This is a genomic window from Pseudomonas anatoliensis, assembly GCF_017976235.1.
GTDB lineage: Bacteria > Pseudomonadota > Gammaproteobacteria > Pseudomonadales > Pseudomonadaceae > Aquipseudomonas > Aquipseudomonas anatoliensis.
Genome location: NZ_JACVHC010000001.1, coordinates 422490 through 443754, shown reverse-complemented (window position 1 = coordinate 443754; position 21265 = coordinate 422490). Strand labels below are relative to the sequence as shown.

General features: G+C 59.8%; 18 protein-coding genes and 1 pseudogene. 12 read left to right on the top strand and 7 right to left on the bottom strand.

All coding sequences use genetic code 11. The annotated features are described in order from the left end of the window. Window position 1 precedes the first annotated feature (1 nt). From ICA16_RS01940 to ICA16_RS01910, 7 genes are all read left to right on the top strand, one after another. A complete protein-coding gene (locus ICA16_RS01940) occupies window positions 2-907 on the top strand; it encodes an amidohydrolase family protein (RefSeq protein ID WP_034152486.1) in 906 nt (301 codons plus the stop codon). Between the two features lie 318 nt (window positions 908-1225). After that, window positions 1226-2611, top strand: a complete 1386-nt coding sequence (locus ICA16_RS01935; protein ID WP_210699792.1) for a UbiD family decarboxylase — start codon at window positions 1226-1228, stop codon at window positions 2609-2611. A gap of 11 nt (window positions 2612-2622) precedes the next feature. Continuing rightward, entirely contained in the window at window positions 2623-3243 is a 621-nt protein-coding gene (locus tag ICA16_RS01930) for a UbiX family flavin prenyltransferase (RefSeq protein ID WP_215731772.1), read from the top strand. Window positions 3244-3353: 110 nt separating this feature from the next. Next, window positions 3354-4409, top strand: coding sequence for a CobW family GTP-binding protein (locus ICA16_RS01925; protein ID WP_210699790.1), 1056 nt, complete (start codon window positions 3354-3356; stop codon window positions 4407-4409). A 350-nt stretch (window positions 4410-4759) separates the two neighbouring features. Further along, window positions 4760-6127, top strand: a complete 1368-nt coding sequence (locus tag ICA16_RS01920) for a nucleobase:cation symporter-2 family protein (protein WP_210699789.1) — start codon at window positions 4760-4762, stop codon at window positions 6125-6127. A gap of 13 nt (window positions 6128-6140) precedes the next feature. Next, window positions 6141-7529: an amidohydrolase family protein gene (locus tag ICA16_RS01915; RefSeq protein WP_210699788.1), complete on the top strand. Its 1389-nt coding sequence runs from the start codon at window positions 6141-6143 to the stop codon at window positions 7527-7529. Between the two features lie 252 nt (window positions 7530-7781). Continuing rightward, window positions 7782-7982: a hypothetical protein gene (locus ICA16_RS01910; RefSeq protein ID WP_150615275.1), complete on the top strand. Its 201-nt coding sequence runs from the start codon at window positions 7782-7784 to the stop codon at window positions 7980-7982. 441 nt (window positions 7983-8423) lie between these two features. Here the strand turns inward: ICA16_RS01910 and ICA16_RS01905 are convergent, their stop codons facing one another. Beyond that, on the bottom strand, window positions 8424-8870 hold the full coding sequence (locus ICA16_RS01905; protein ID WP_210699787.1) for an NUDIX hydrolase: 447 nt from the start codon (window positions 8868-8870) through the stop codon (window positions 8424-8426). A 509-nt stretch (window positions 8871-9379) separates the two neighbouring features. Between ICA16_RS01905 and ICA16_RS01900 the strand changes: the two genes are divergently transcribed. After that, window positions 9380-9808 (top strand): nuclear transport factor 2 family protein, encoded by a 429-nt coding sequence (locus ICA16_RS01900; RefSeq protein ID WP_210699786.1) that lies wholly within the window; start codon window positions 9380-9382, stop codon window positions 9806-9808. A gap of 165 nt (window positions 9809-9973) precedes the next feature. On the opposite strand, the gene mqo is transcribed toward ICA16_RS01900, so the two are convergent. After that, window positions 9974-11620: a malate dehydrogenase (quinone) gene (mqo, locus tag ICA16_RS01895; protein WP_210623690.1), complete on the bottom strand. Its 1647-nt coding sequence runs from the start codon at window positions 11618-11620 to the stop codon at window positions 9974-9976. Between the two features lie 534 nt (window positions 11621-12154). On the opposite strand from mqo, the gene ICA16_RS01890 reads away from it, so the two are divergent. Beyond that, window positions 12155-12586 carry a nuclear transport factor 2 family protein gene (locus ICA16_RS01890; protein ID WP_150602895.1) on the top strand — a complete coding sequence of 144 codons (432 nt, stop codon included), beginning with the start codon at window positions 12155-12157 and terminating at the stop codon, window positions 12584-12586. A gap of 289 nt (window positions 12587-12875) precedes the next feature. On the opposite strand, the gene ICA16_RS28390 is transcribed toward ICA16_RS01890, so the two are convergent. Both ICA16_RS28390 and ICA16_RS28385 read right to left on the bottom strand, forming a co-directional pair. After that, on the bottom strand, window positions 12876-13601 hold the full coding sequence (locus ICA16_RS28390) for a methyl-accepting chemotaxis protein (RefSeq protein WP_401189283.1): 726 nt from the start codon (window positions 13599-13601) through the stop codon (window positions 12876-12878). Window positions 13602-13733: 132 nt separating this feature from the next. Next, a pseudogene (locus ICA16_RS28385) lies at window positions 13734-14489 on the bottom strand (MCP four helix bundle domain-containing protein); the annotation flags it as partial. Window positions 14490-14735: 246 nt separating this feature from the next. Here ICA16_RS28385 and sodC point away from each other — a divergent pair. The 3 genes from sodC to ICA16_RS01870 all read left to right on the top strand — a co-directional run bounded on the left by sodC (window position 14736) and on the right by ICA16_RS01870 (window position 16190). Further along, the gene (sodC, locus tag ICA16_RS01880) at window positions 14736-15257 is read left to right on the top strand and encodes a superoxide dismutase family protein (RefSeq protein ID WP_210699785.1); all 522 of its coding nucleotides are present in this window, start codon (window positions 14736-14738) and stop codon (window positions 15255-15257) included. A gap of 136 nt (window positions 15258-15393) precedes the next feature. Beyond that, complete coding sequence (locus tag ICA16_RS01875) at window positions 15394-15708, top strand: DUF2388 domain-containing protein (RefSeq protein WP_150615266.1); 315 nt, start codon at window positions 15394-15396, stop codon at window positions 15706-15708. An 80-nt stretch (window positions 15709-15788) separates the two neighbouring features. After that, window positions 15789-16190, top strand: coding sequence for a hypothetical protein (locus tag ICA16_RS01870; RefSeq protein ID WP_210553031.1), 402 nt, complete (start codon window positions 15789-15791; stop codon window positions 16188-16190). Here ICA16_RS01870 and ligD read toward each other — a convergent pair whose 3' ends face one another. The 3 genes from ligD to ICA16_RS01855 are packed head-to-tail and all read right to left on the bottom strand — an operon-like array spanning window position 16191 to window position 21150. Beyond that, window positions 16191-18791 (bottom strand): DNA ligase D, encoded by a 2601-nt coding sequence (gene ligD, locus ICA16_RS01865; RefSeq protein ID WP_210699784.1) that lies wholly within the window; start codon window positions 18789-18791, stop codon window positions 16191-16193. It lies immediately after the preceding gene. Window positions 18792-18808: 17 nt separating this feature from the next. Next, the gene (locus ICA16_RS01860) at window positions 18809-19762 is read right to left on the bottom strand and encodes a methyltransferase (protein WP_150615263.1); all 954 of its coding nucleotides are present in this window, start codon (window positions 19760-19762) and stop codon (window positions 18809-18811) included. Between the two features lie 11 nt (window positions 19763-19773). After that, window positions 19774-21150, bottom strand: a complete 1377-nt coding sequence (locus ICA16_RS01855) for an iron-containing redox enzyme family protein (RefSeq protein ID WP_210699783.1) — start codon at window positions 21148-21150, stop codon at window positions 19774-19776. Window positions 21151-21265: the final 115 nt, after the last annotated feature.

Genomic DNA, 21265 nt, shown 5'->3' with positions numbered 1-21265 from the left:
GATGATCATCGACACCCATCTGCACCCCACCAACCTGGTCGACGAGGCCTGGCGCCACACCGGCGAACCGTTCACTGGCGAGCGCATGCTCAAGTTGATGGACGGCCCGTACATGATCAACGGCAAACCTCGCCGCATCGACATGGGTTTCATCCAGCCGCCACCGGGCAACACCGGTTATCGCGACGGCAACCGCCGTGGCCGTGAGGGCGTGCGCGACTACATGTCGTACATCGCCGAACTGTGCATGAAGTACCCGGACCGCTTCATCGGCAACTTCAACTTCAACCCGCGCTGGGGGCCGGAAAACGGTGCGGCGGAGCTGGAATTCCATATCAAGGAATACGGTTTCAAGATGCTCAAGCTGCACGCCAACATGCACGGCTATCGCCCGGACCGGGCGCTGGACTGGCTGCGTCCGGCGATGAAAGTCTGCGCCAAATACAACATCGTGGTGCTGATCCACACAGGCGATGGCCCGTACACGATTCCGACGATGTTTTACCCGATCATCCGCGAGTTCCCGATGGTCAATTTCATCATCGGCCACTTCGGTATTCAGACCGGCGGCAACTACTCGTTCGAAGCGTTCTGGATGGCGATGGACACGCCGAACGTGTACTGCGAATCGGGTTGGTGCTTCCAGTCACGGATCGTCGAGTTCGCCAAGGAGCTGCCGCGCAACAAGATTGTGTTCGGCACTGATTCACCGCCGAACGAACCGGGCATGTGGCTGCGTGAACTGGAGGTGCTGTGCTCGCCAGCGCCGCAGGGTCTGGGGATCGATGAGGATCATCTGGAAGACTACCTGGGCAACAACATTGCCCGGTTGTGCGGGATCGAACCGACGCCACCGCCCAAGGATCTGGTTGAAGCCGACATACGCCTGACCACGACGTACCTCTGACTTTACGCAAACCTTAGTGTGGAAATGGAGTTTTCTGTGGTGAGGGGATTTATCCCCGATGGGCTGCGCAGCGGCCCCAAAACCTGCCACCGCGTTGTATCAGGCAAACCGCGTTGACTGGTTTTACGACTGCTTCGCAGCCGATCGGGGATAAATCCCCTCGCCACAAAGGCCCTCGCCACAGGGGATCCGCGCACAGAGCACACAGCGACTTTACAGGCACGAAGATGACCCGGCGTTCGCTCGACCGGCAGGCCAACGGCTTGTCGATCGAACGCCCTCTCACCCCTGCGTGCCTGCTTTTTACGAGGTGAAACCATGACCCGTTCGACGCTCGGCGATTCTCAGGATTTTCACGTATTCATCGATGCCTATCGCCGCGAGTACCCGGACGATGTGCTGACCATCACCCATCCGATTTCTGCCGATCAGGACGTCACCGCCCTGGTCGACGCCCTCGCCGCCCAGGGCCGCGATCCACTGCTGATCTGCGAAAACGTCGGCAGCCTCGGTGTGCCGGTCGCGACCAACCTGTTCGCCTCCCGCACCCGCATCGCCCGGTTGTTCGGCGTAACCCCTGCGCAACTGCACGAAACCTTCCAGACCCGCGCCAACCAGCCAATCCCGCCGCGCTATGTAGAGAGCGGCCCGATCCTCGATGAGGTCTTCGAAGGCGAGGCGCTGGACCTGGCATTGCTGCCGATGCTCAAGCATTTCGACAGTGATCGCGGGCCGTACATCACCAACGCGATCATCATTGCCGAAGACTCGGTGACCGGCATCGCCAACATGAGCTACCACCGCTCGATGCGCCACGCCCGCCAGGCCCTCGCCACCAGTCTGCACTCACGCGGGCACCTGTGGCGGATGCTGCAAACCGCCCGCGAGCGCGGCGAAGAACTGCGCGTGGCGATGGTGGTCGGCGCACATCCATTGTTCATGCTCGCCGCTGCGGCGCGCCTGCCCTATGGCAGTGATGAACGCGCGGTGGCTGGCGGTTTGTTCGGTGCGCCGCTGGAGCTGGTGAAAACCCCGCGCTATGGCATTGGGGTTCCGGCGTATGCCGAGTTTGTGCTGGAAGGCGCCATTGATCCGGCGGCCTACGCCGAGGAAGGCCCGTTCGGCGAATTCAGTGGTTACTCCTCGGATCGCTCGACCAACAATGTGCTGCGCGTCGACACCCTCCTTCGCCGCAAGGATGCCTGGCTGGTTGACGTGATGGGCGGTCGTTACGCCGAACATCTGACGCTTGCGCGCCTGCCGCGGGAAGCGGAGATGAGCGAGAAGCTCAGGGCACGTTTCCCCGCCGTCACCGCCGTGCACTATCCGAACTCCGGCACGCATTTTCACTGCTACGTGGCGCTGGATCAGAGCCGCGACGGCGAGGCGCGGCAGATCATGCTGGCCCTGCTCGGCTGGGACCCGTATCTGAAAACCGTGATCGCGGTGGACAGTGATATCGACATCAGCGACGACAGCCAGGTGCTATGGGCGCTGGCCACGCACTTCCAGCCGCATCTGGATATTTTCACTATCGATGGTTTGCCGGGCAGTCCGCTCGACCCGTCGTCCTCGGTCAATGGCACCACCTCGCGGATGGGGCTGGATGCAACGCGCGGTTCCGGGTTTGACGGAATCAAGGCGCAGCTCGATCAGGACGTACTCGAACGCGCGCGGCAATTGCTCAAGGGGCTGGAATCGTGATCCGGCAACGGATGGTGGTCGGCATCAGCGGCGCGTCCGGCTTCATCTACGGCGTGCGCCTCCTGCAATTGCTCGCCGAACTGGACATCGAAAGCCACCTGATCATCAGCCGCGCGGCGCTGCTGACCATGGCCCACGAAACCGACTACAAACTGGCCGACGTTACTGCGCTGGCCAGCCACTACCACCGCGCCGATGACGTCGCCGCCGGGATCGCCAGCGGTTCGTTTCGCTGCCTGGGGATGGTCGTTGCGCCGTGTTCGATGCGCACATTAGCGGAGATTGCTACCGGCACTTCATCAGGGCTGATCGGCCGCGCCGCCGACGTCACCCTCAAGGAGCGCCGCACGCTGGTGCTGATGGCCCGCGAAACCCCGCTGACCCTCGCGCACCTGCGCAACATGACCGCCGTCACCGAGATGGGCGGGATCATCGCCCCGCCGGTGCCGGCCTTCTATGCCCGCCCCGACAACCTCGCGCAAATGGTCGACCACAGCCTTGGCCGCGTGCTCGACCTGTTCGGCCTCGATGCGGGCACCGCCACACGCTGGAGAGAAAACATAGAAACAACTGTAGAACCGAATCCTTGTGGTGAGGGGATTTATCCCCGATCGGCTGCGCAGCAGTCGTGAAGTCAGCACACGCGGTCAGCCTGAAATAACGCCAATGCAGATTTGGGGCCGCTTCGCGACCCAACGGGGATAAATCCCCTCGCCACACAGGTCAATTAAAGGAGCTTCATATGAACACCCCATTCAACGCCCCAACCCCGAACACCAAAATCCCGGTAACCATCCTCACCGGCTTCCTCGGTGCCGGTAAAACCACCTTGCTCAATTACATCCTCAAGGAAAACCACGGCCGCAAGATCGCCGTGATCGAAAACGAGTTTGGCGAAGTCGGTATCGACGGCGATCTGGTGCTGAGTTCGGAAACCGAAGAAATCTACGAGATGGTCAATGGCTGCGTGTGCTGCACCGCCGAGGTTCGCGAGGATCTGGTGCGCATCGTACGCGAACTGGTGGCGCGCCCGGTGCGGCTCGACCACATCCTGATCGAGACCAGCGGTCTGGCCGATCCGTACCCGGTGGCGCAGAGCTTTTTCATCAATGACCCAATTGCCGATGAAGTCGAACTCGACGCCATCGTGACCATGGTCGACGCCAAGCACATCGCCCAGCACCTGGAAGATCTGCAACTGGACGGCGTCGACAATCAGGCGGTCGATCAGATTGTCTGTGCCGACCGCATCGTCATCAACAAGGTCGACCTGGTCAGCGCTGAAGAAGTCGAAGCCTTGCGCGGCAAGATCCGTGGATTGAATGCCACGGCGGATCTGGTGACGTCCACCCACGCGCAAATCGACCTGACGAAGATCCTCGGCATCGGCGCTTTCGAATGCACGCAGAAGCTTATGGAAATCGGCGCTGAACCTGAGCATCACGATCACCACGACCATCACCATGAGCACACCATCGAAGAGCAGGATCACCAACACGACCCGAGCGTGTCGTCGGTGGGCATCGCCGTGGACGGCGCGGTCGATCTGATGGCGTTCCACCGCTGGATCAGCGAACTGCGCTCATCCCAGGCCGACAACCTTTACCGCATGAAAGGCGTGCTGGCGGTGGCCAACGAAGACCAACGCTACGTGCTGCAAGGCGTGCACAGCCTGGTGGAATTCCGGGCGTCGACCGCGTGGGGCACGGAGCCCCGCTCGAGCAAGATCGTGTTCATCGGCCGCGACCTGGATCGTGCGGCGCTGAACCAGGGCTTCGCCGCCTGCCTGGCAGGCTGAACAAGGCGTCGGAGCCGGTGGATGGCGGCTTCGCAGCACGAATGACTGATGCCCGCCGAGCACTGTAAATCTGTGGAATGAACTTTGTGGTGAGTTCCCTTGTGGCGAGGGGATTTATCCCCGATGGGGTGCGAAGCGCCCCCAAAACCTGCCAACGCGGAATATCAGACAATCCGCATTCACAGGATTTGCGACTGCTGCGCAGCCGATCGGGGATAAATCCCCTCACCACGGGCCCCCCACTGAACAAATGACCTCATTCCAACAAGGGATCTTCAGTGTTCCTGGATCAAAAGGCATCAGACGAATACCCCTCTCTACCGCATAAAAACAGCCAGAGGTGTTTCCCCATGTCGTCAGACACATCCCCATCGCAAAGCGCTTCCACCGTCCATCCCGTCGACCAGGTTTTGCCGGTGCGACAGATGCTCACCCTCGGCCTGCAACACATGGCCGTCTCGTACATCGGCGCGATCGCCGTGCCGTTGATTGTCGCCAGTGCCCTGAAAATGTCCCACGCCGAAACGGTGGCGCTGATCAGCACCACGCTGTTCTGTTCCGGCATCGCCACCCTGCTGCAAACCGTCGGGTTCTGGAAATTCGGTGTGCGCTTGCCGATCCTGCAAGGCGTCGCGTTCAGCAGCGTAGGCCCGGTGATCGCCATCGGTAGCAACCCGGAGGTGGGGTTTGCCGGCGTCTGCGGGGCGGTGATCGGTGCCGGGATTTTTACCATGCTGATAGCGCCGTTCGTGGGTCGATTGCGGCGGTTTTTCCCGCCGGTGGTAACCGGCTGCATCGTCACGGTGATCGGTTTGCAGCTGTTCCCGATCGCCTATGAATGGGTCGGCGGCGGGCGCAATGCGAGCAACTTCGGCGCGCCGGCCTTCCTCGGCGTGGCGGTGGTGGTATTGCTGACGATTCTGCTGGTCAACCGCTATGGCAGCCCGCTGCTGCGCAACATGGCGGTGCTGGTGGGCATGCTGGTCGGCGCCGGTCTGGCCTACGGTTTAGGCATGGGCAGTTTTCATAGCGTCGAAGAAGCGCCGTGGCTGACCGTGCCCTATCCGTTCTACTTCGGTTTGCCAACGTTCAGCCTGATCCCCATCGCGACCATGGTGGTGGTGATGATCGTGCAGATGGTCGAGTCGATGGGGTTGTTCGTGGCCATCGGCGACATCGTCGAAAAACCCGTCGAAGACAAACAGGTCATCAACGGTCTGCGCGCCAACGGTCTGGCCAGCACCATCGCCGGGATGTTCGCCGCGTTCCCGTTTATTGCCTTCATGGAAAACGTCGGCCTGGTGATCCTGACCGGCGTGCGCAGTCGTTGGGTGGTCGCGGTCAGCGGTTTGCTGATGTGCTCGGTTGCCTTGGTGCCCAAGGCCGGGGCGATCATCGCGTCGATGCCGACGGCCGCACTGGGCGGTGCCGGTATCGCCATGTTCGGCGTGGTCGCGGCGGCGGGGATTCAGACCCTGGCCAAGGTCGACTACGAGCGCAATCGCTACAACGTGCTGATCGTTGGTTTCACCCTCGCCGCCGCGCTGGTGCCGGTGCTCGCGCCAACCCTGTTCAAACAATTACCCGAGTGGTCGCAGCCGTTCCTGCACAGCAGCGTGGTCATCGCCTGCCTGGTGTCGGTGCTGCTCAACGCCGCGCTGAATGGCGTCAGCGTGCCGCAAACCACCGCCGCCAAATCCGCCTCGCACATCCTTTGACTGGAGCCTGCCCATGACTCAACTTCAGAATATCCTGATCAAGAACCCGGTCGCGGTCATGACCGGCCTGCGCGGTCCGCGTGCCCGAGCGGGCGCCGTGGACATCCGCGTGGTCAATGGTCGCATCGCCGAAATGGCTGCCGATCTTGCCGCGCAACCCGGCGAACGGGTGATCGACGCGCGCAACTGCGTGGTTTATCCGGGCTGGATCAACACCCACCATCATCTGTTTCAGAACTTGCTCAAAGCCGTGCCCGAGGGCCTGAATCAGGACCTGCAAGGCTGGCTCGCCAGTGTGCCTTACCCACGTTTGAACCGTTTCACCCCGCAACTGGCGCGGATCGCCGCGCGCCTGGGGATGGTCGAATTACTGTTGTCCGGCGTCACCACCTGCGCCGATCACCATTACCTCTACCACGCCCAGGGCAGCACCGAGACCGGCGACTTGCTGTTCGACCTAGCGGATGAATTCGGCCTGCGTTTCGTCCTGTGTCGGGGTGGCGCACTGGAGTCGGCCAGCGCCCATCCGGGTTTCTCCAAAACCGCGCTGCAACCGGAGAGTCTCGACCAGATGGTCGGCGATATCGAACGGCTGAAATCGCTGTATCACCAGGACACGCCGGACGCATTGCGCCGCGTCGTGGTCGCGCCCACCACGCCGACCTTCTCGCTGCCACCCACCCTGCTGCGCGAACTGGCCCACACCGCGCGCGGCCTCGGTCTGCGCCTGCACACGCACCTGTCGGAAACGCAGAATTATGTGAATTTCTGCCGGGAAAAATACAACTGCCTGCCCGTGGAGTTCGTCGCCGAACACGAATGGCTCGGCCCTGACGTCTGGTTCGCCCACGCCGTGCACCTGCAACCCGGTGAAATTCGCATGCTGGCGCAGACCGGCACCGGCATTTCCCACTGCCCGGTGAGCAATGCACGCCTGGGCAGTGGCGTTGCCCCGGTGCCGCAGATGTACGAGGCGGGCGTGCCGATCTCCCTTGGAGTCGACGGCGTCGCCTCCAACGAATCCGGGAGCATGGTCGGCGAAGCCAACACCGCATGGCTGATCCACCGCGCCGAACAAGGCGCCTCGGCGACGACAGCCGAAGATGTCATCCACTGGGGTACGGCGGGCGGCGCGCAGGTGTTGGGCCTTGGCGCCGTCGGTACCCTGGAAGTCGGCCAAGCGGCGGATCTGGTGATCTACGGCCTCGACCACCCACGCTTCTACGGCTTCCACGACAGGGCCGTCGCACCGGTGGTGGCGGGCGAACCGATCACGGTGAAATACAGCCTGGTCGGCGGGCGGATCGTCGTCGATAACGGCGTGATTCCGGGGCTGGATATCGAACGCATGCGCGCCGAGGCATGGGAGGGGGTGCAGGCGATGATGAAGGTCGACGACTGACCAAAATCCCCTGTAGGAGCTGCCGGAGGCTGCGATCTTTTGATCTTGATCTTGATCTTGATGTTGATCTTGATGTTGATGTTGATGTTGATGTTGATGTTGATGTTGAAAAACAAGATCAAAAGATCGCAGCCTCCGGCAGCTCCTACACGGGGTACGCATTCGCACGATACGGGTTTGTCGTCTAGGGTTATTACCTCATCGGACAGAGTCCCTGCCAGCAACACCGGGCTCTTGATCAAGGAGAGACTGATGACGTCCCGCCGCAACATCGAACAGACCTATCGCACTTGGTCCAGCCCCATTCTGCTGGAACTGAAAAAGCGCGAACACCAAATGAAGCCCGTCGAGCGTCAGGCGCTGGAGAACGTATTGGTGGAAAGAAGATTGCTCGACACTGGCAATCCTGAAGGCAGTGAGCGCCGCCAGAGCCCGGCGAATAAAAACGGATAATTACCTGTAGGAGTGAGCCTGCTCGCGATGGCATCGGCCCAACCAAAATTTGTGTCGCCTGACACACCGCTATCGCGAGCAGGCTCACTCCTACAATTTCCGTGGCATGGCTGAGGATTCAGCACACGCCCGAGGCCCCTGTGGGAGCTGGCTTGCCAGCGATGAGGCCGACAGCCATTACATCAATGTTGCCTGACCCAAGGCAATCGCTGGCAAGCCAGCTCCCACACTGATTGGCAGTGTTTTCACACTCTGAGGTCAACACAAAACCCTGTAGGAGTGAGCCTGCTCGCGATGGCGTCGGCGCAGCCAAAATTTGTATCGCCTGACACTCCGCTATCGCGAGCAGGCTCACTCCTACAAAGTCCGTGGCATGGCTGAGGATTCAGCACACGCCCGAGAACCCTGTGGGAGCTGGCTTGCCAGCGATAATGGCTCAGGTCAATCCAGTAATCCGGCGCTCTTTAGCAAATCGCCCAATCCCTTCGGCACCAATAGCGCCTGCTCGCTGAAGCTTGAGCTGTCATGCCAGCGCACGGTAAAGGGCGCGCCGTCGCTTTCGTGGCCTTTGATTTGCGCATGCGTGTACACACCTGGATCGGCAAACGACGCGTCGTAGACCTGGACGATCTCGTGTCCCGGTTTGCCGTTATAGATGAACAGGCTTTCCAGCGTGCCAAGCAGGCGCAGGTCCGTTATTGACTTGCCCAACTCTTCCTGCACTTCGCGCACGATCGCTTCGGCGCTGGTCTCGCCGAAATCGATTCCGCCGCCGATAGGCCGAAAGCAGGTTTGCTGGCTGACAGGGTCACGAAACTCGTTAACCAGAATGCTGCCGTTGTGGTGAAAAACACAGAGTGCGAGGGCGCGGATACGCGGTTCGGCCATGGGGGTAAATCCATTTACAGGTGTGAGGCGCGGCATTTAAACATGATTTGCGCGGCACACCTGTGGCCGTCATTTGCAGCACATCACCTCAGACCGGAGAAATCGTCGCGAGCATGCCAATCAGAACGGTGAGAACCAAAAATCCACCCAGAAAATACGCCATCTTGTTCATGTTGCTCTCCTTAATGCTGAGCTTGCGGTGCACTGGACGCTTCGGGATGAAGGACTGTCGCGAGTGACCGAACTGCGGGGGAAGTTTGATCCTGCATCTGAACCGAATACAGAGGCAGATTGAAACGAAAAAAGCGTATCAGATGGGATCTGATCTGTAGGAGCTGCGGCACGCTGCGATCTTTTGATCTTGTAAACAGGATCAAAAGATCGCTGCCTCGCTTCGCTCGAAAGCTCCTACAGGGAATGTCATAGAGCGATATCAGGCAGCGACATTAAACTTGCCCTGCCGGCGCTTTGATCTAGAGTCGAAGAACAATAAAAATCCAGAGGTGCAAATGACTGATCTGAACCTGCAACCCGTTGCCGCCGAATCCCTGAACCGCTGGCACGAGATGATCCGTACCGGCGACCTGAGCGCCCTGCCCGCGCTGCTTGATGCCAACGCCGTGTTTCGCTCGCCGATGGCGCACACGCCTTACCCTGGCGCGCAGGTCGTGGCGATGATTCTCAACACGGTGTTTGAGGTATTCGAGGACTTTGAATATCACCGCGAACTGGCGACAGCTGACGGTTTGAATGTGGTTCTGGAGTTCAGTGCCAAGGTGGGCGCGAAGGAACTCAAGGGCATCGACATGATTCGCTTTGATGAGCGCGGCAAGATTGTCGAGTTCGAAGTGATGGTGCGGCCACTCAGCGGCCTGCAAGCGCTGGGCGAAGAAATGGGCCGACGCCTCGGTGCCTACCTGGCTGCCGCCAAAGCCTGAACTCAGCACAATCCCCTGTAGGAGCTGCCGAAGGCTGCGATCTTTTGATCTTGCTTTTCAAAGCAAAGTCAGAAGATCGCAGCCTTCGGCAGTTCCTACATGAGGGCACAAAAAAAGCCCACTGACCGTCGCCGGTTCAGTGGGCTTTGTGCGTCAGGGATCTAGTTACAGAGCCATGTCACGTGCAGCGTTTTCCTTTGGTGCTTCAGCTTTTTCAGCTGCAGGCGCCGCCGGAGCAGCAACCTGACCGATCACTGGAGGCGTCGGCAGTTCGAGGATTTTAGCGGTGTAAGCCCACTCTGCAGCCACTTTGGCTGGATCGCTGTTCAGCTGAGTGCCGTAGCTTGGAACGATCTGGTGCAGCTTGGATTGCCACTCTGGGGTCGCGACTTTGTCTTTGAAGACTTTCTGCAACACGCTCAGCATGATCGGTGCAGCGGTCGACGCGCCTGGCGATGCGCCCAGCAGGCCGGCGATGGAGCCGTCTTGCGAAGCAACGATTTCGGTGCCCAGTTTCAGCACGCCGCCAGCCGCTTCATCACGCTTGATGATTTGCACGCGTTGGCCGGCCTGCCACAGGCGCCAGTCTTCGGCTTTGGCGTTCGGGAAGTATTCCTTCAGCGCGTCCAGACGGTCTTCATCCGACAGCATCAGTTGACCGGCAAGGTACTCGACCAGCGGGTATTCCTTGATGCCGACCTTGGTCATAGGCCAGATGTTGTGGGTGGTGGTGCTGGTCAGCAGGTCCAGATACGAGCCTTCCTTCAGGAACTTGGTGCTGAAGGTCGCGAATGGGCCAAACAGAATGACGCGCTTGCCGTCCAGGACACGGGTATCCAGGTGCGGAACGGACATCGGCGGTGCGCCAACCGAAGCTTTACCGTAGGCCTTGGCCAGGTGCTGCTCGGCGATGGTCGCGTTGTCGGTCACCAGGAACGAGCCGCCAACCGGGAAGCCTGCGTATTCCTTGGCTTCAGGAATGCCCGACTTTTGCAGCAGGTGCAGTGCACCGCCGCCCGCGCCGATGAACACGAACTTGGCGTCGGTTTCGGTTTTGGTGCCGTCTTTCAGGTTTTTGTAGCTGACGCGCCAGGTGCCGTCTTCGTTCTTGGTGATGTCCTGCACTTCGCTGGACAGTTTCAAGTCGAAATTAGGCTTGGTCTGCAGGTAGCCGGCGAACTGGCGGGTGATTTCGCCGAAGTTCATGTCGGTACCCAGCGGGCTCCAGGTGGCCGCGATTTTCTGGTTCGGGTCACGCCCTTCCATCATCAGCGGGACCCACTTTTTGATCACAGCCGGGTCTTCGGAGTACTGCATGCCGGCGAACAGCGGGCTCGCTTGCAGGGCTTCGTAACGCTTTTTCAGGAACTTGATGTTGTCATCGCCCCACACAAAGCTCATGTGCGGAGTGGTGTTGATGAACGAGCGAGGGTTCTTCAGAACGCCTTGCTGAACCTGCCAGGCCCAGAACTGACGGGAAACCTGGAACGCTTCGTTGATCTCGACGGCTTTCGGGATCGTGACGTTGCCTTTGTCGTCTTCCGGGGTGTAGTTCAGCTCAGCGAGAGCCGAGTGACCGGTACCGGCGTTGTTCCAGCCGTTGGAGCTTTCCAGGGCGACGCCATCAAGGCGCTCGACCATTTCCATCGACCAGGTCGGTTCCAGCTCATTGATCCACACACCCAGGGTGGTGCTCATGATGCCGCCGCCGATCAGCAGTACGTCGACTTTCTTGGCCTCTGCCGCATGAACGGAGGTCAGCCCCATCGACAAAGCCAGCCCTAGCAAGGCCGTGTTCACTTTTTTAAACATCTGTTGCACCTATGATAAAACGCCTTCCGCCCGCCTCTGTTATCTGCATGCGATCCGCTTTGATGACGCTCAGGCTGGCGTCGCAGATTCCGGCACACTTCAATTTTGACGGGTGGGCACACAAGGCCGACATGCCGCATCGACCTCAGTTAATGTCCCTTCTGAACTGACTTCTTATCATTATTGGCTCAGCTACTTGAGCGACAGGGATTCCATCTGCCCGCCCGTAAGGCAAGCAAACTGAATAAGGTCAAACCAAGTTGGCGCGCAGAATATCACGTCAGGGCAAACCCGCGCGTCTGTTCCCGACCTGAGAGTCTTTTTCCGCTCAGGGACTTATCGGCAGCCGGGCGCCGAACATGACCCTGATGATAGTTGCCGGCTGAAAGCTCTCTGCACTCAAGTGTAGTTACCTGTGTTGAAGCGCCTTGAGCCGCTGTGTAATCAATTAATAAGCTGCTACGTTGTACGATGACTGATGAATTCTATCGAGTAATCAGTCATCAACCTCATAACAACAAGGAAACAGCACTCATGACCAAGTCCCGCCTCCTGATCGGATTTCTTTGCGCCTTCAGCGGCTACGCCATGGCCGCCGCTGCCCCGGCCGAGAAGGATGTTGCCCAAGCGGTCGATCATCTGACCCAGGCGATGCTGCACAAAGACATTGCCGAACTGAATGCCCTCACCGCGCCCAACCTGACCTACGGCCATTCCAGCGGCAAGATCCAGGACAAGAAAGCGTTCATCGCCGATATCGAAACCGGCAAGAGCGCCTTCAAAACCCTGGAGATGCAAAACCAGACCATCACCCTGTCAGGCGACACCGCGCTGGTGCGCCATCACTTCTCCGCCCAAGCATTGAAGGGCAATGAAGTGATACCAACCGAGATCGAGAACTTTCAGATCTGGCAGAAGCAGGATGGCAAATGGTTGCTGGTGGGTCGGCAGGCTTTCAAGTTCTGATTGATGTGAATATGGCCTGAATGATTGTGGGCTGATATGGCCCCATCGCGAGCAGGCTCACTCCTACAGGGGTCGGTGGTGTTACGCACCAAACCTGTGGGAGCTGGCTTGCCAGCGATGAGGCCGGCACATCCAGCATCGATGTCGACTGACTCACCGCTATCGCTGGCAAGCCAGCTCCCACAGGGATTTGTGGTGTACGCAGGATACGTATACACCGCTTAAAAATGTGGGAATGAGCCTGCTCGCGATGACGGCCGACCGGACTCCACAAATCCACGCTCAACCATCACAACCGAAACCGATCCACCGACTGCGCCAACTGCCCCGCCAGGCTCGACAACTCATCCGTGGTATTCGCCGTTTGCCCAATCACTCGACTATTGCCCTCGGACATCCCCGCAATCATTTCCACCTGATGGGCGATTTCGTTACTGGCCAGGCTCTGCTCTCCGATCGTGCGGGTGATGTCGTTGACCAGTTGCGTGGTGCTCAACGTCGCTTCAAGGATTTCGCGAATCGCCCGCTCGACGTCGGCGGTCACCGCCATGCCCTTGTCGACCTGCGCCACGCCTGCCTCCATGCTACTGACGGCCTCGCGCGTGCTGTGCTGAATGCGTGCAACCATCGCGGCGATTTCCTGGGTTGATGCACTGGTTCGCGCGGCCAGACTGCGCACTTCATCAGCCACGACTGCAAAGCCCCTGCCCTGCTCGCCCGCCCGGGCCGCTTCGATGGCGGCGTTGAGCGCCAGCAGGTTGGTCTGGTCGGCAATGCCCTTGATCACCTGGATGATGTTGAAAATGCCTTCTGACTCCTGATCCAGTGTGCGAATAACCTGCGCCGACTGTTGCGCCGAACGAGCGATATCGTCCATGTCGCTCACCACCTGATGTATCACCTGGCCACCATTTTTCGCCAGGGACTGCGCCTGATTGGCCATGCCCAGAGCGCGTTCGGCGTGGCGGGTAATGTCCTCGATACTCGCGGTCATCTGGCTGGCGGCGGCAGCCATGGTCCCGGCGGCGGCGCTTTGCTGCTGGCTGCTGTCGGCAACCTGATGGCAGCCGTGGCTCAGTTGTTCGCTCATGCCGCTGACGCCTTGGGCATTGCGCCGCACCACATCGATCATGTTGCGCAGGTCCCGCTGCATGGTTGCCAGCGTGCGAATCAAGACGCTGGCCTCGTCCTTGCCTGAGGGCTCGACGATCGGCTCGCTGAGGTTGCCGTGGGCGATGCTCTCAGCGATGCGACTCGCAGACTTCAATGGCCCGAGAATACTCAGCATCACCCAGCGCCCCTGCGCCAGCAGCAAAAGCAAACTGGCGACCAACACAACGCCGAGTGCGATATTGGCATTGTGGATCGCCGCTTCAGTACCTTGGCTGGTCTGTGCCGTATTGGTTTCAATCAACTCACTCAAAGCGCCCATTTGCTCTTCGAGCTGACTGAAAACATTGTTGAAACTGCCGAGTTGCTGCTGCGCCGCTTCCGGGTTATCCAGCGCCAGCCCGACAATGCGCTCACCAGTGCTTATATACGTGTCGAGGCTGGGCTTGATCTGCTCCAGCGCCGTGCGCAATGCCGGGTTGATCGGCAGCTTGATGTTCTCGTCGAGCACTTCGCGAAAATGCCCCGCGTGTTCACCAATCGAAGCGCGTACCTCGGCCGCCGTGCTGGTGCTTTTACCCAGGCCCACCAGCATCGCCGAGTAGACATCGGCACGCAGGGCGTCGTGCATCATGTCGGCTTCCATGTGGTTGCGCAGCGCGCTCATGCTGACCGCGTTGTCGCTGACCGCCGTGGCCATCCGCAGGTTGCCGACGTAGCTGACCAGACTGACGATCAATGCCGTCAGCAGACTGGTAACAATCAGCAACACTAAACGCAGTTTGATCGTCACAGTGGAATCCTCTCTGGGTACGCTGAAAAAGCCCTTATCAGCCCTTCAGTTAAGCCTGTTTGCGCCGTTCTGCCGCGCCAGAACGTGTCAGCAGTTGTCTGCGCGAAGACGCAACCCCGGCAAAACTTTCGGAATGTGCGACGAGTCTCATTTTGCAACGTAGCCGAATCCAGCGTTCATCGCCCGTTAATGCGCATTGGTTATTGAATCGGCCTTCTGAAAATCGTGTAGCAAAAGGAAACGCTTATGAAACGCGCAGTCTGGTTGGGTTTGCTCGGCACCTTGGCCATCGGTACCGCTCAGGCGGCAACTGAAAAAGTCACCATCAATCTGGTTAGCGCTGACGGTGCACCGCAGGCAATCGGTGCAGTGACGATCAGCGAGACGCCTTATGGCCTGCTGTTCACACCGGATCTGAAGTCCTTGCCGGCTGGCGTTCATGGCTTTCATGTGCATGAAAACGGCAGCTGCGAGGCCGGCATGAAGGACGGCGTCAAAGGTGCTGCACTGGCCGCTGGTGGCCACTTCGATCCACAGAAAACCGGCAAACACCTCGGGCCCTATGCAGACGGTCATTTGGGCGACCTGCCGGCGGTTTACGTGACCGCTGACGGTATCGCCAACTATCCGGTGCTGGCGCCACGCCTGAAGAAAATCTCCGAAATCAAAGGCCACGCCCTGATGATCCACGCCGGCGGCGATAACCACGCCGACATGCCCAAGCCTTTGGGTGGTGGCGGTGACCGTATGGCGTGCGGCGTAATCTGATAGCCATCAGGCCGGGTGACTCGCGACAGTGTCACCCGTGTCTGTCATGCGCACCCTCAGGGAACTCCCGCCCCTCGCGCCCCTCTCACCTATGTAGTACTTCCCTTTTGCTTCGCGCTTGTGGAGGAATACCGTCATGCGCAAGTTAGTGCTCGTTTCTTCTTTACTCTTATGCCTGCCCGTGGGTACTGCTCTGGCCAAAGTTGATGCCGGAGATGTCGCGACCTCTGCAGGTGTCTCCGCGTCGCTGTATTCGACCTTCAAGGATCACAAAATGGTGATTCCGGCTCGTGACGACCTGTCTGCATTTGTCGCCAGTGGCGGGGCCATTCGTGGGGTTTATCTTGAATCGGTGCTGCAACAGGTGCGTCAGGACAATCCCGGCATCAATGCCAGCGATGAAGACCTGGCCAACGCGATTCTGGTGCATTACGAAGGGTTGAATCAGTAGCTGTCACGGACGAAGCCGCCGATGGACGGCAGCTGAAGGCGCATAGGCAAAATTGTCCGACGGCCTCTATGATGGAGGCCATGACGACTCCTGCGCCAATGCGCTCACCCTGCCCCCCCGGCGCCTGCAATTGCGGGCGCGACCCGTTGGTTGAGAAACCCGATGCAGATCTGCGCATCCTGCTGCTGACCCGCGAGCAGGAAAAAGTCTTGCTCGCACGACTGGAAAAGCTCAAAGACCTCGCCGATCTCCGACATCTGCAAAACCGCATGTTTGAGCAGTTGGGGATTCGTGTAGACATATCGCCCGGTTTTCACGAAGTCCGCACCATGCTCGGCATCGACATTCAGATTGAGGAAATTCCGGGACTGTGCCGCAAGACGCGCAAGTCGATACCGGCAGCCATTCGCCGGGGACTCAACAATAATCCCGAAATTGCCTTCGAACTGCTCAACGCCCACGACTTGCTGCGCGGTACCTGATCACTTCTTCATGCCCACCCGTTTACGCATCTCGGCAGTGATGCTCTGACGGGTTTTCTTCATGCCCGCCCAGGGCTCGTCGCCGACCTCCGCCAGCCGCTCATGGACGTTGTGGATATTCCACTGATTGCCACCCTTGATCTCGGCGACCTCCTCCCGAAACAGCGGCACCGATACCGGCAGGCCTTCGCGAGTACGCGCCGCATAAGTGCAAATAGTCGTGGCTCCGAGGCCGTTACGCAGGTAATCAATGAAGATCTTCCCGACGCGATTTTTCGGCCCGGACACCGCCGAGAAACGATCCGGCAACAGCTTGGCCATATGACTGACAATCGCGTGGCTGAAATCCTTGACCTCGTCCCAGCCCAGTTTGCGCGTCAGCGGCACCACCAGATGAATGCCCTTGCCGCCGCTGGTCTTGAGGAACGCCTTGAGCCCCAGTTCATCCAGCACCGTGAGGGTCAGCGCAGTGGCTTCGACCATGCTTTTCCACGGCAGCGCCGGGTCCGGATCGAGGTCGAGAACGAAGCGGTCGGGCTTGTCCAGGTCAACCGTGGTGGCGTTCCAGGTGTGCAATTCGACGGTGCTCATCTGCACCGCGCCAATCAGCGCTTCGGCGTTATTGATCAGCATCACCGGTTGGCCGGTGATGTCCTTGTCCAGCGTGGTGATTCCGGGTATCGCCAGGCGCTCGGCGTTTTTCTGGAAGAACAGTTCGCCGGCGATGCCATCCGGCGCGCGGACCAAGGCGACCGGGCGATCCTTGAGTTGCGGCAGAATCCATTCGGCGACGCTGGCGTAATACTCGGCCAACTGCATTTTGGTGGTACCACTGACGGCATCGATCACTCGATCGGGGTGGGTGATGCGCACTTTGCCATTGGCCAGGCCGAGCTGCGATGGCGCGGTTTCGGCCGATGCAGGTTTACTCGCCGCGGCTTTTTTCGCCGGTTTCTTCGCGGGGGCTTTCTTCTCTGAAGTCTTCACGGGCTTGGCTCGCTCCTCAGTGATGTCCTTCGCCGGTTTGTCATCGCGCAAACCATGAAACACTGCGTGACGCACCGAGCCATCCTTGGTCATTTCGGCAAACGCCACTTCTGCCAGCAACTTCGGCTTGAGCCAGTGCACGCCTTTGGCCTCGAAACCGCTGGGTGGATTGACCACTGCGGCGGTCTTTACCTGCAACGGTTTGAGTTGAGCGAGGATGCTTTTCAGCGTCGTTTCATTGAAACCGGTGCCGACCTTGCCGGCATAGCGCAACTCACCGCTGTCGCGATCGTGCAGCCCCAGCAACAATGCGCCAAACGCACTGCGCGCACCTTTGGGATCGGTGTAGCCGACGATGACGAATTCCTGACGATGTTTGCACTTGAGCTTGATCCAGTCACCGCTGCGCCGCGACACATAAGGCGAGCCGAGGCGTTTGCCGATCAGGCCTTCCATCTGCATCTGGCACGCGCTGTTGAGCAGCGCATCCGGGGTCTCATCAAAGGCTTCGGAGAACCGCAACAAGGGCTGCTCATGGGCGCCGAGAACCGTGGACAATGCCGCGCGGCGTTCCTCGACTGCGACTTCACGCAGGTCGACGCCGTTGAGATAGGGCAAGTCGAAAAGGTAATAGAGGATGTTGGTGCTTTTGCCGGAATCGAAAGCATTTTGCAGCGCCTGAAAATCCGGTACGCCCTGCTCGTTGGCAACCACCATTTCACCGTCGAGCCAGGCCGATTCCAGTCCCAGCGCGGCAATGGCCTCGGCCTGTTTCGGTAACTTGTGCGTCCAGTCGTGACCGTTGCGCGTGAACAGCTGCACCTGATCATGATCGATCCGCGCCATGATCCGGTAACCGTCAAACTTGATCTCGTAACTCCACTCGCCGGCCGGGGCGCTGTCGACCAAGGTTGCCAACTCGGGTTTGAGCTGCGCGGGGATCTTCGCCTTGTGTGCGCCGGCCAAGGTGCCCGAAGCCTTTTTGCGGGTCTTGGGGGCGGCCTTCTCCAGCGGTTTGACCTGCTTGGCCGCAAGCTTCGGTTTGTCGACCAACGTACGCTCGCTGAGCACGCTGTCCGGCTCGGCCACCAGCACGTCGTAGTCGTCCTGCGGGCGGGCGGCGCTGTCCTGATGTTTGATCAGAAACCAGTTTTCCTTTTTGCCCGGCATGTGCGTACGCACCAGATTCCAGATGCCGGCGAGTTTCTCACCTTGCAGTTCGAACTTGAGCTTGCCTTTGGCGTAGGCCTTTTGCGGGTCTTCCAGCGGAATCCATACGCCGCGATCCCAGACAATCACATCCCCGGCGCCGTAATGCCCTTCAGGAATACTGCCCTCGAACGTCGCGTAATCCAGCGGATGATCTTCGACATGCACCGCCAGACGCTTGACCTTGGGGTCGAGCGACGGCCCTTTCGGCACCGCCCAACTCTTCAGCGCGCCATCAAGTTCCAGACGAAAATCGTAATGCAGGTGCGAGGCGTCGTGCTTCTGGATGCAGAACTGCAAAGCGTGATCACCGGCCGTTTTCTTGCCCGAGCGCTTGGCCGCCGCCGGTTCAGACGTCGCCGAGAAATCGCGCATGCGGTTGTAGTCATCGAGGTTCCTGCTCATGGCGCACCTGCCTTGTTTCAGCCAATACGGGTCACGGTCAATGCGACCACGGCAATCCGGTCGACTCGCTGATAACCGGGGTTTATCAGTTCTTCACCGAACACATCCGGGTCGAGCTCGCGGTACGTCCAGCCAAAGCGCGATTCATCGAGTCGTGGCAACACGGTGTCGAGAAACGGGTCGCGACCATCGACCATCGCCACTCCGGTGTACAGCACCAGGGAACCGCCAGGAGTCAGCCGGTTGAGTGCCTGCTCGACGATGCGCAGCGACAACCCGGCGCCCAATGTGCCGCCGCCATGCCGGTAGGCGCGAGCGGCCGGATCAGCCATGTACGGCGGGTTGGCAACGATCAAATCGAAATCGCCGTCGACGCCTTGCAGAATGTCGCTGTTACACGCTTCGACGTTGGCCACTTCCGCCAGTGCCGCATTGATCGTGGTCAGGCGCAGCGCGGCGGGGTTGATATCCAGCGCCAGCACTTGCGCTTCACGACGGGCACGGGCGATCAGGATCGCGCCGACGCCGGCGCCACATCCGATGTCGACGGCGCGGTGGATCGGCGCGAAGTTCTGCTGCAAATGCGCGTGAATCAACTGCGCGAAACGGTAGGTGTCCGGGCCGAAAAACACCGAGTCGGCGGCATCCGTGGGAAACGCCGAATGTACAAACAACATATCGTCCAGGCTCGACCAGCGCACCCGACTCTTCAGATGCCCTTCGTACGTGTCGATGACTTGAGCGTCCAGCAGTTGCTGCTGCTCATCAGCGGACAACAAGCCCGGTTCAAACGGCCGTGACCAGCCAAAGACATCGCGCAGAGAGTCGGCGAACTGACCTTCGTCGCGCTGGTTGACCCGCTGATGGGTCAGCGGCGTCGGGGTGGTGAAACGGTAGCCGTCAGCCTGCAAGCGCCGGCCCAATTGCAGCAGCGCGAGGTCATGGGTGGACAGTTGATCTTCCTGAGTCATTGACGATTTCCTTAAGGCAAACGGGATTTGAGATCGATGAACCGGCGGGTCGCGAGCAACCCCGCCGGGTGCGCATGCCGGGCCGGCGCGAGCCATGGGATGAGCGTCGCCATTTGAGCGTGGCCATCCTGCCCTTGCAGCGTGTCGTTGAGCTGCTGCACATCGGGGTCCTGTTCAGGCACCTCGATCGGGGAGTTGGCGGGGGCGTGTCGACGTAACGCGGTGGGTTTGTTCGCGGGTTTCCAGTCGCCGGCAATCCAGTCATGCACCAGTTGTTTTTCGTAGGCGCTGAACACCCCGAACATGGCCGCGCCATCGCCGTCGATCAACTGCCAGAAACGGCTGGCCTGCGGGTCTTCGTGGCGTTTGATCCAGCCCTTGTTCTGGAGCGCTTGCAGGAAGCCGGGCAGATGCTCGGGTTCGGCCAGCCATTGGTTGACGGTCTTGCCTTCAAAGCGGCAATAGTCCGAGTGCATGTGCTGAGCGAACGGGCACTTGCGCTCCAGCATCGCCAGCAATTCGCGCTCAAGGTCGAAGCCTTCGATGATCGCGCGGCTACCCTGCCCCAGATCATTGAGCCGATAACCCAGCGATACCCGACGCAGAAAATCGGCGCGATCCGCCTCAAGCGGCAACAGATCCAGAACGGCCTGCACGGCTTTTTGCGCATGGCCGGTGCTGGCGTTGTCGATGGTCACGTGGAGGGTGAAATAGTACGGATCAATGCCCAACTCGCTGAGTTCGTAACTGCTGATCAGCAAATGCAACGGCAGTTGTTCGTAGCCGAGGTTGTAGCCGATTACCTCGGGCAAAAATTCATCGCCGCAGGCACCGAGAGCCAGTTGCAGCGCGCCCTGCAAATAGCGCTCATCTTCCAGTGGGCTGGCGTGGTCCAGATCATGCTCGGCCAGCAATTTGCGGTAAATCACCACATGGTTTTGCGCCGGATTACCCTCCCCCAGTTCTTCCAGATAGGTGCAGAGCAAACCGCTGAAACGTGGATCGCGCCAATGCTGCAGCAAGCCATACAGCCACGCGCCATCGACCAGTTTGGTAGGCGCAACCGCTTGCAGAAAGTACAGCGCATGAGCCTTGCTGGTGAAGAATTGCCGTGACCCACCGGCCTTGCGTTGTTGCAGATACTCGGCGTATTGCCGGGCGACGTCGGCGCAGTGCTCGGCCACCCAGGTGTGCCAGGCCGATGGATCGTGCGAGAGTTCCTCCGGCAACGCTGCGGCGCGTTGCAGTTGTTCGTTCAAGAACGCTTGCGCGAGGCCTTGGGAGTTCTCCTCGCGCAATAGCGTTTCGTAAATGCCACGCAGATTGCCGGCAGGTGTGATCGCTTGTGCTTGGGCCGGCACAGATTGCAAACGTGTCAGGACAGTCATGGCAATATTCTCGGTCGATTGGTACGGCGCTGTTTCGCGCCTCTACAGCAGCAGAGGGGCTGCGCGTGCCAAAAATTCAATCGACCTCAAAAACGCCCTGACGGACGGCGTTCCA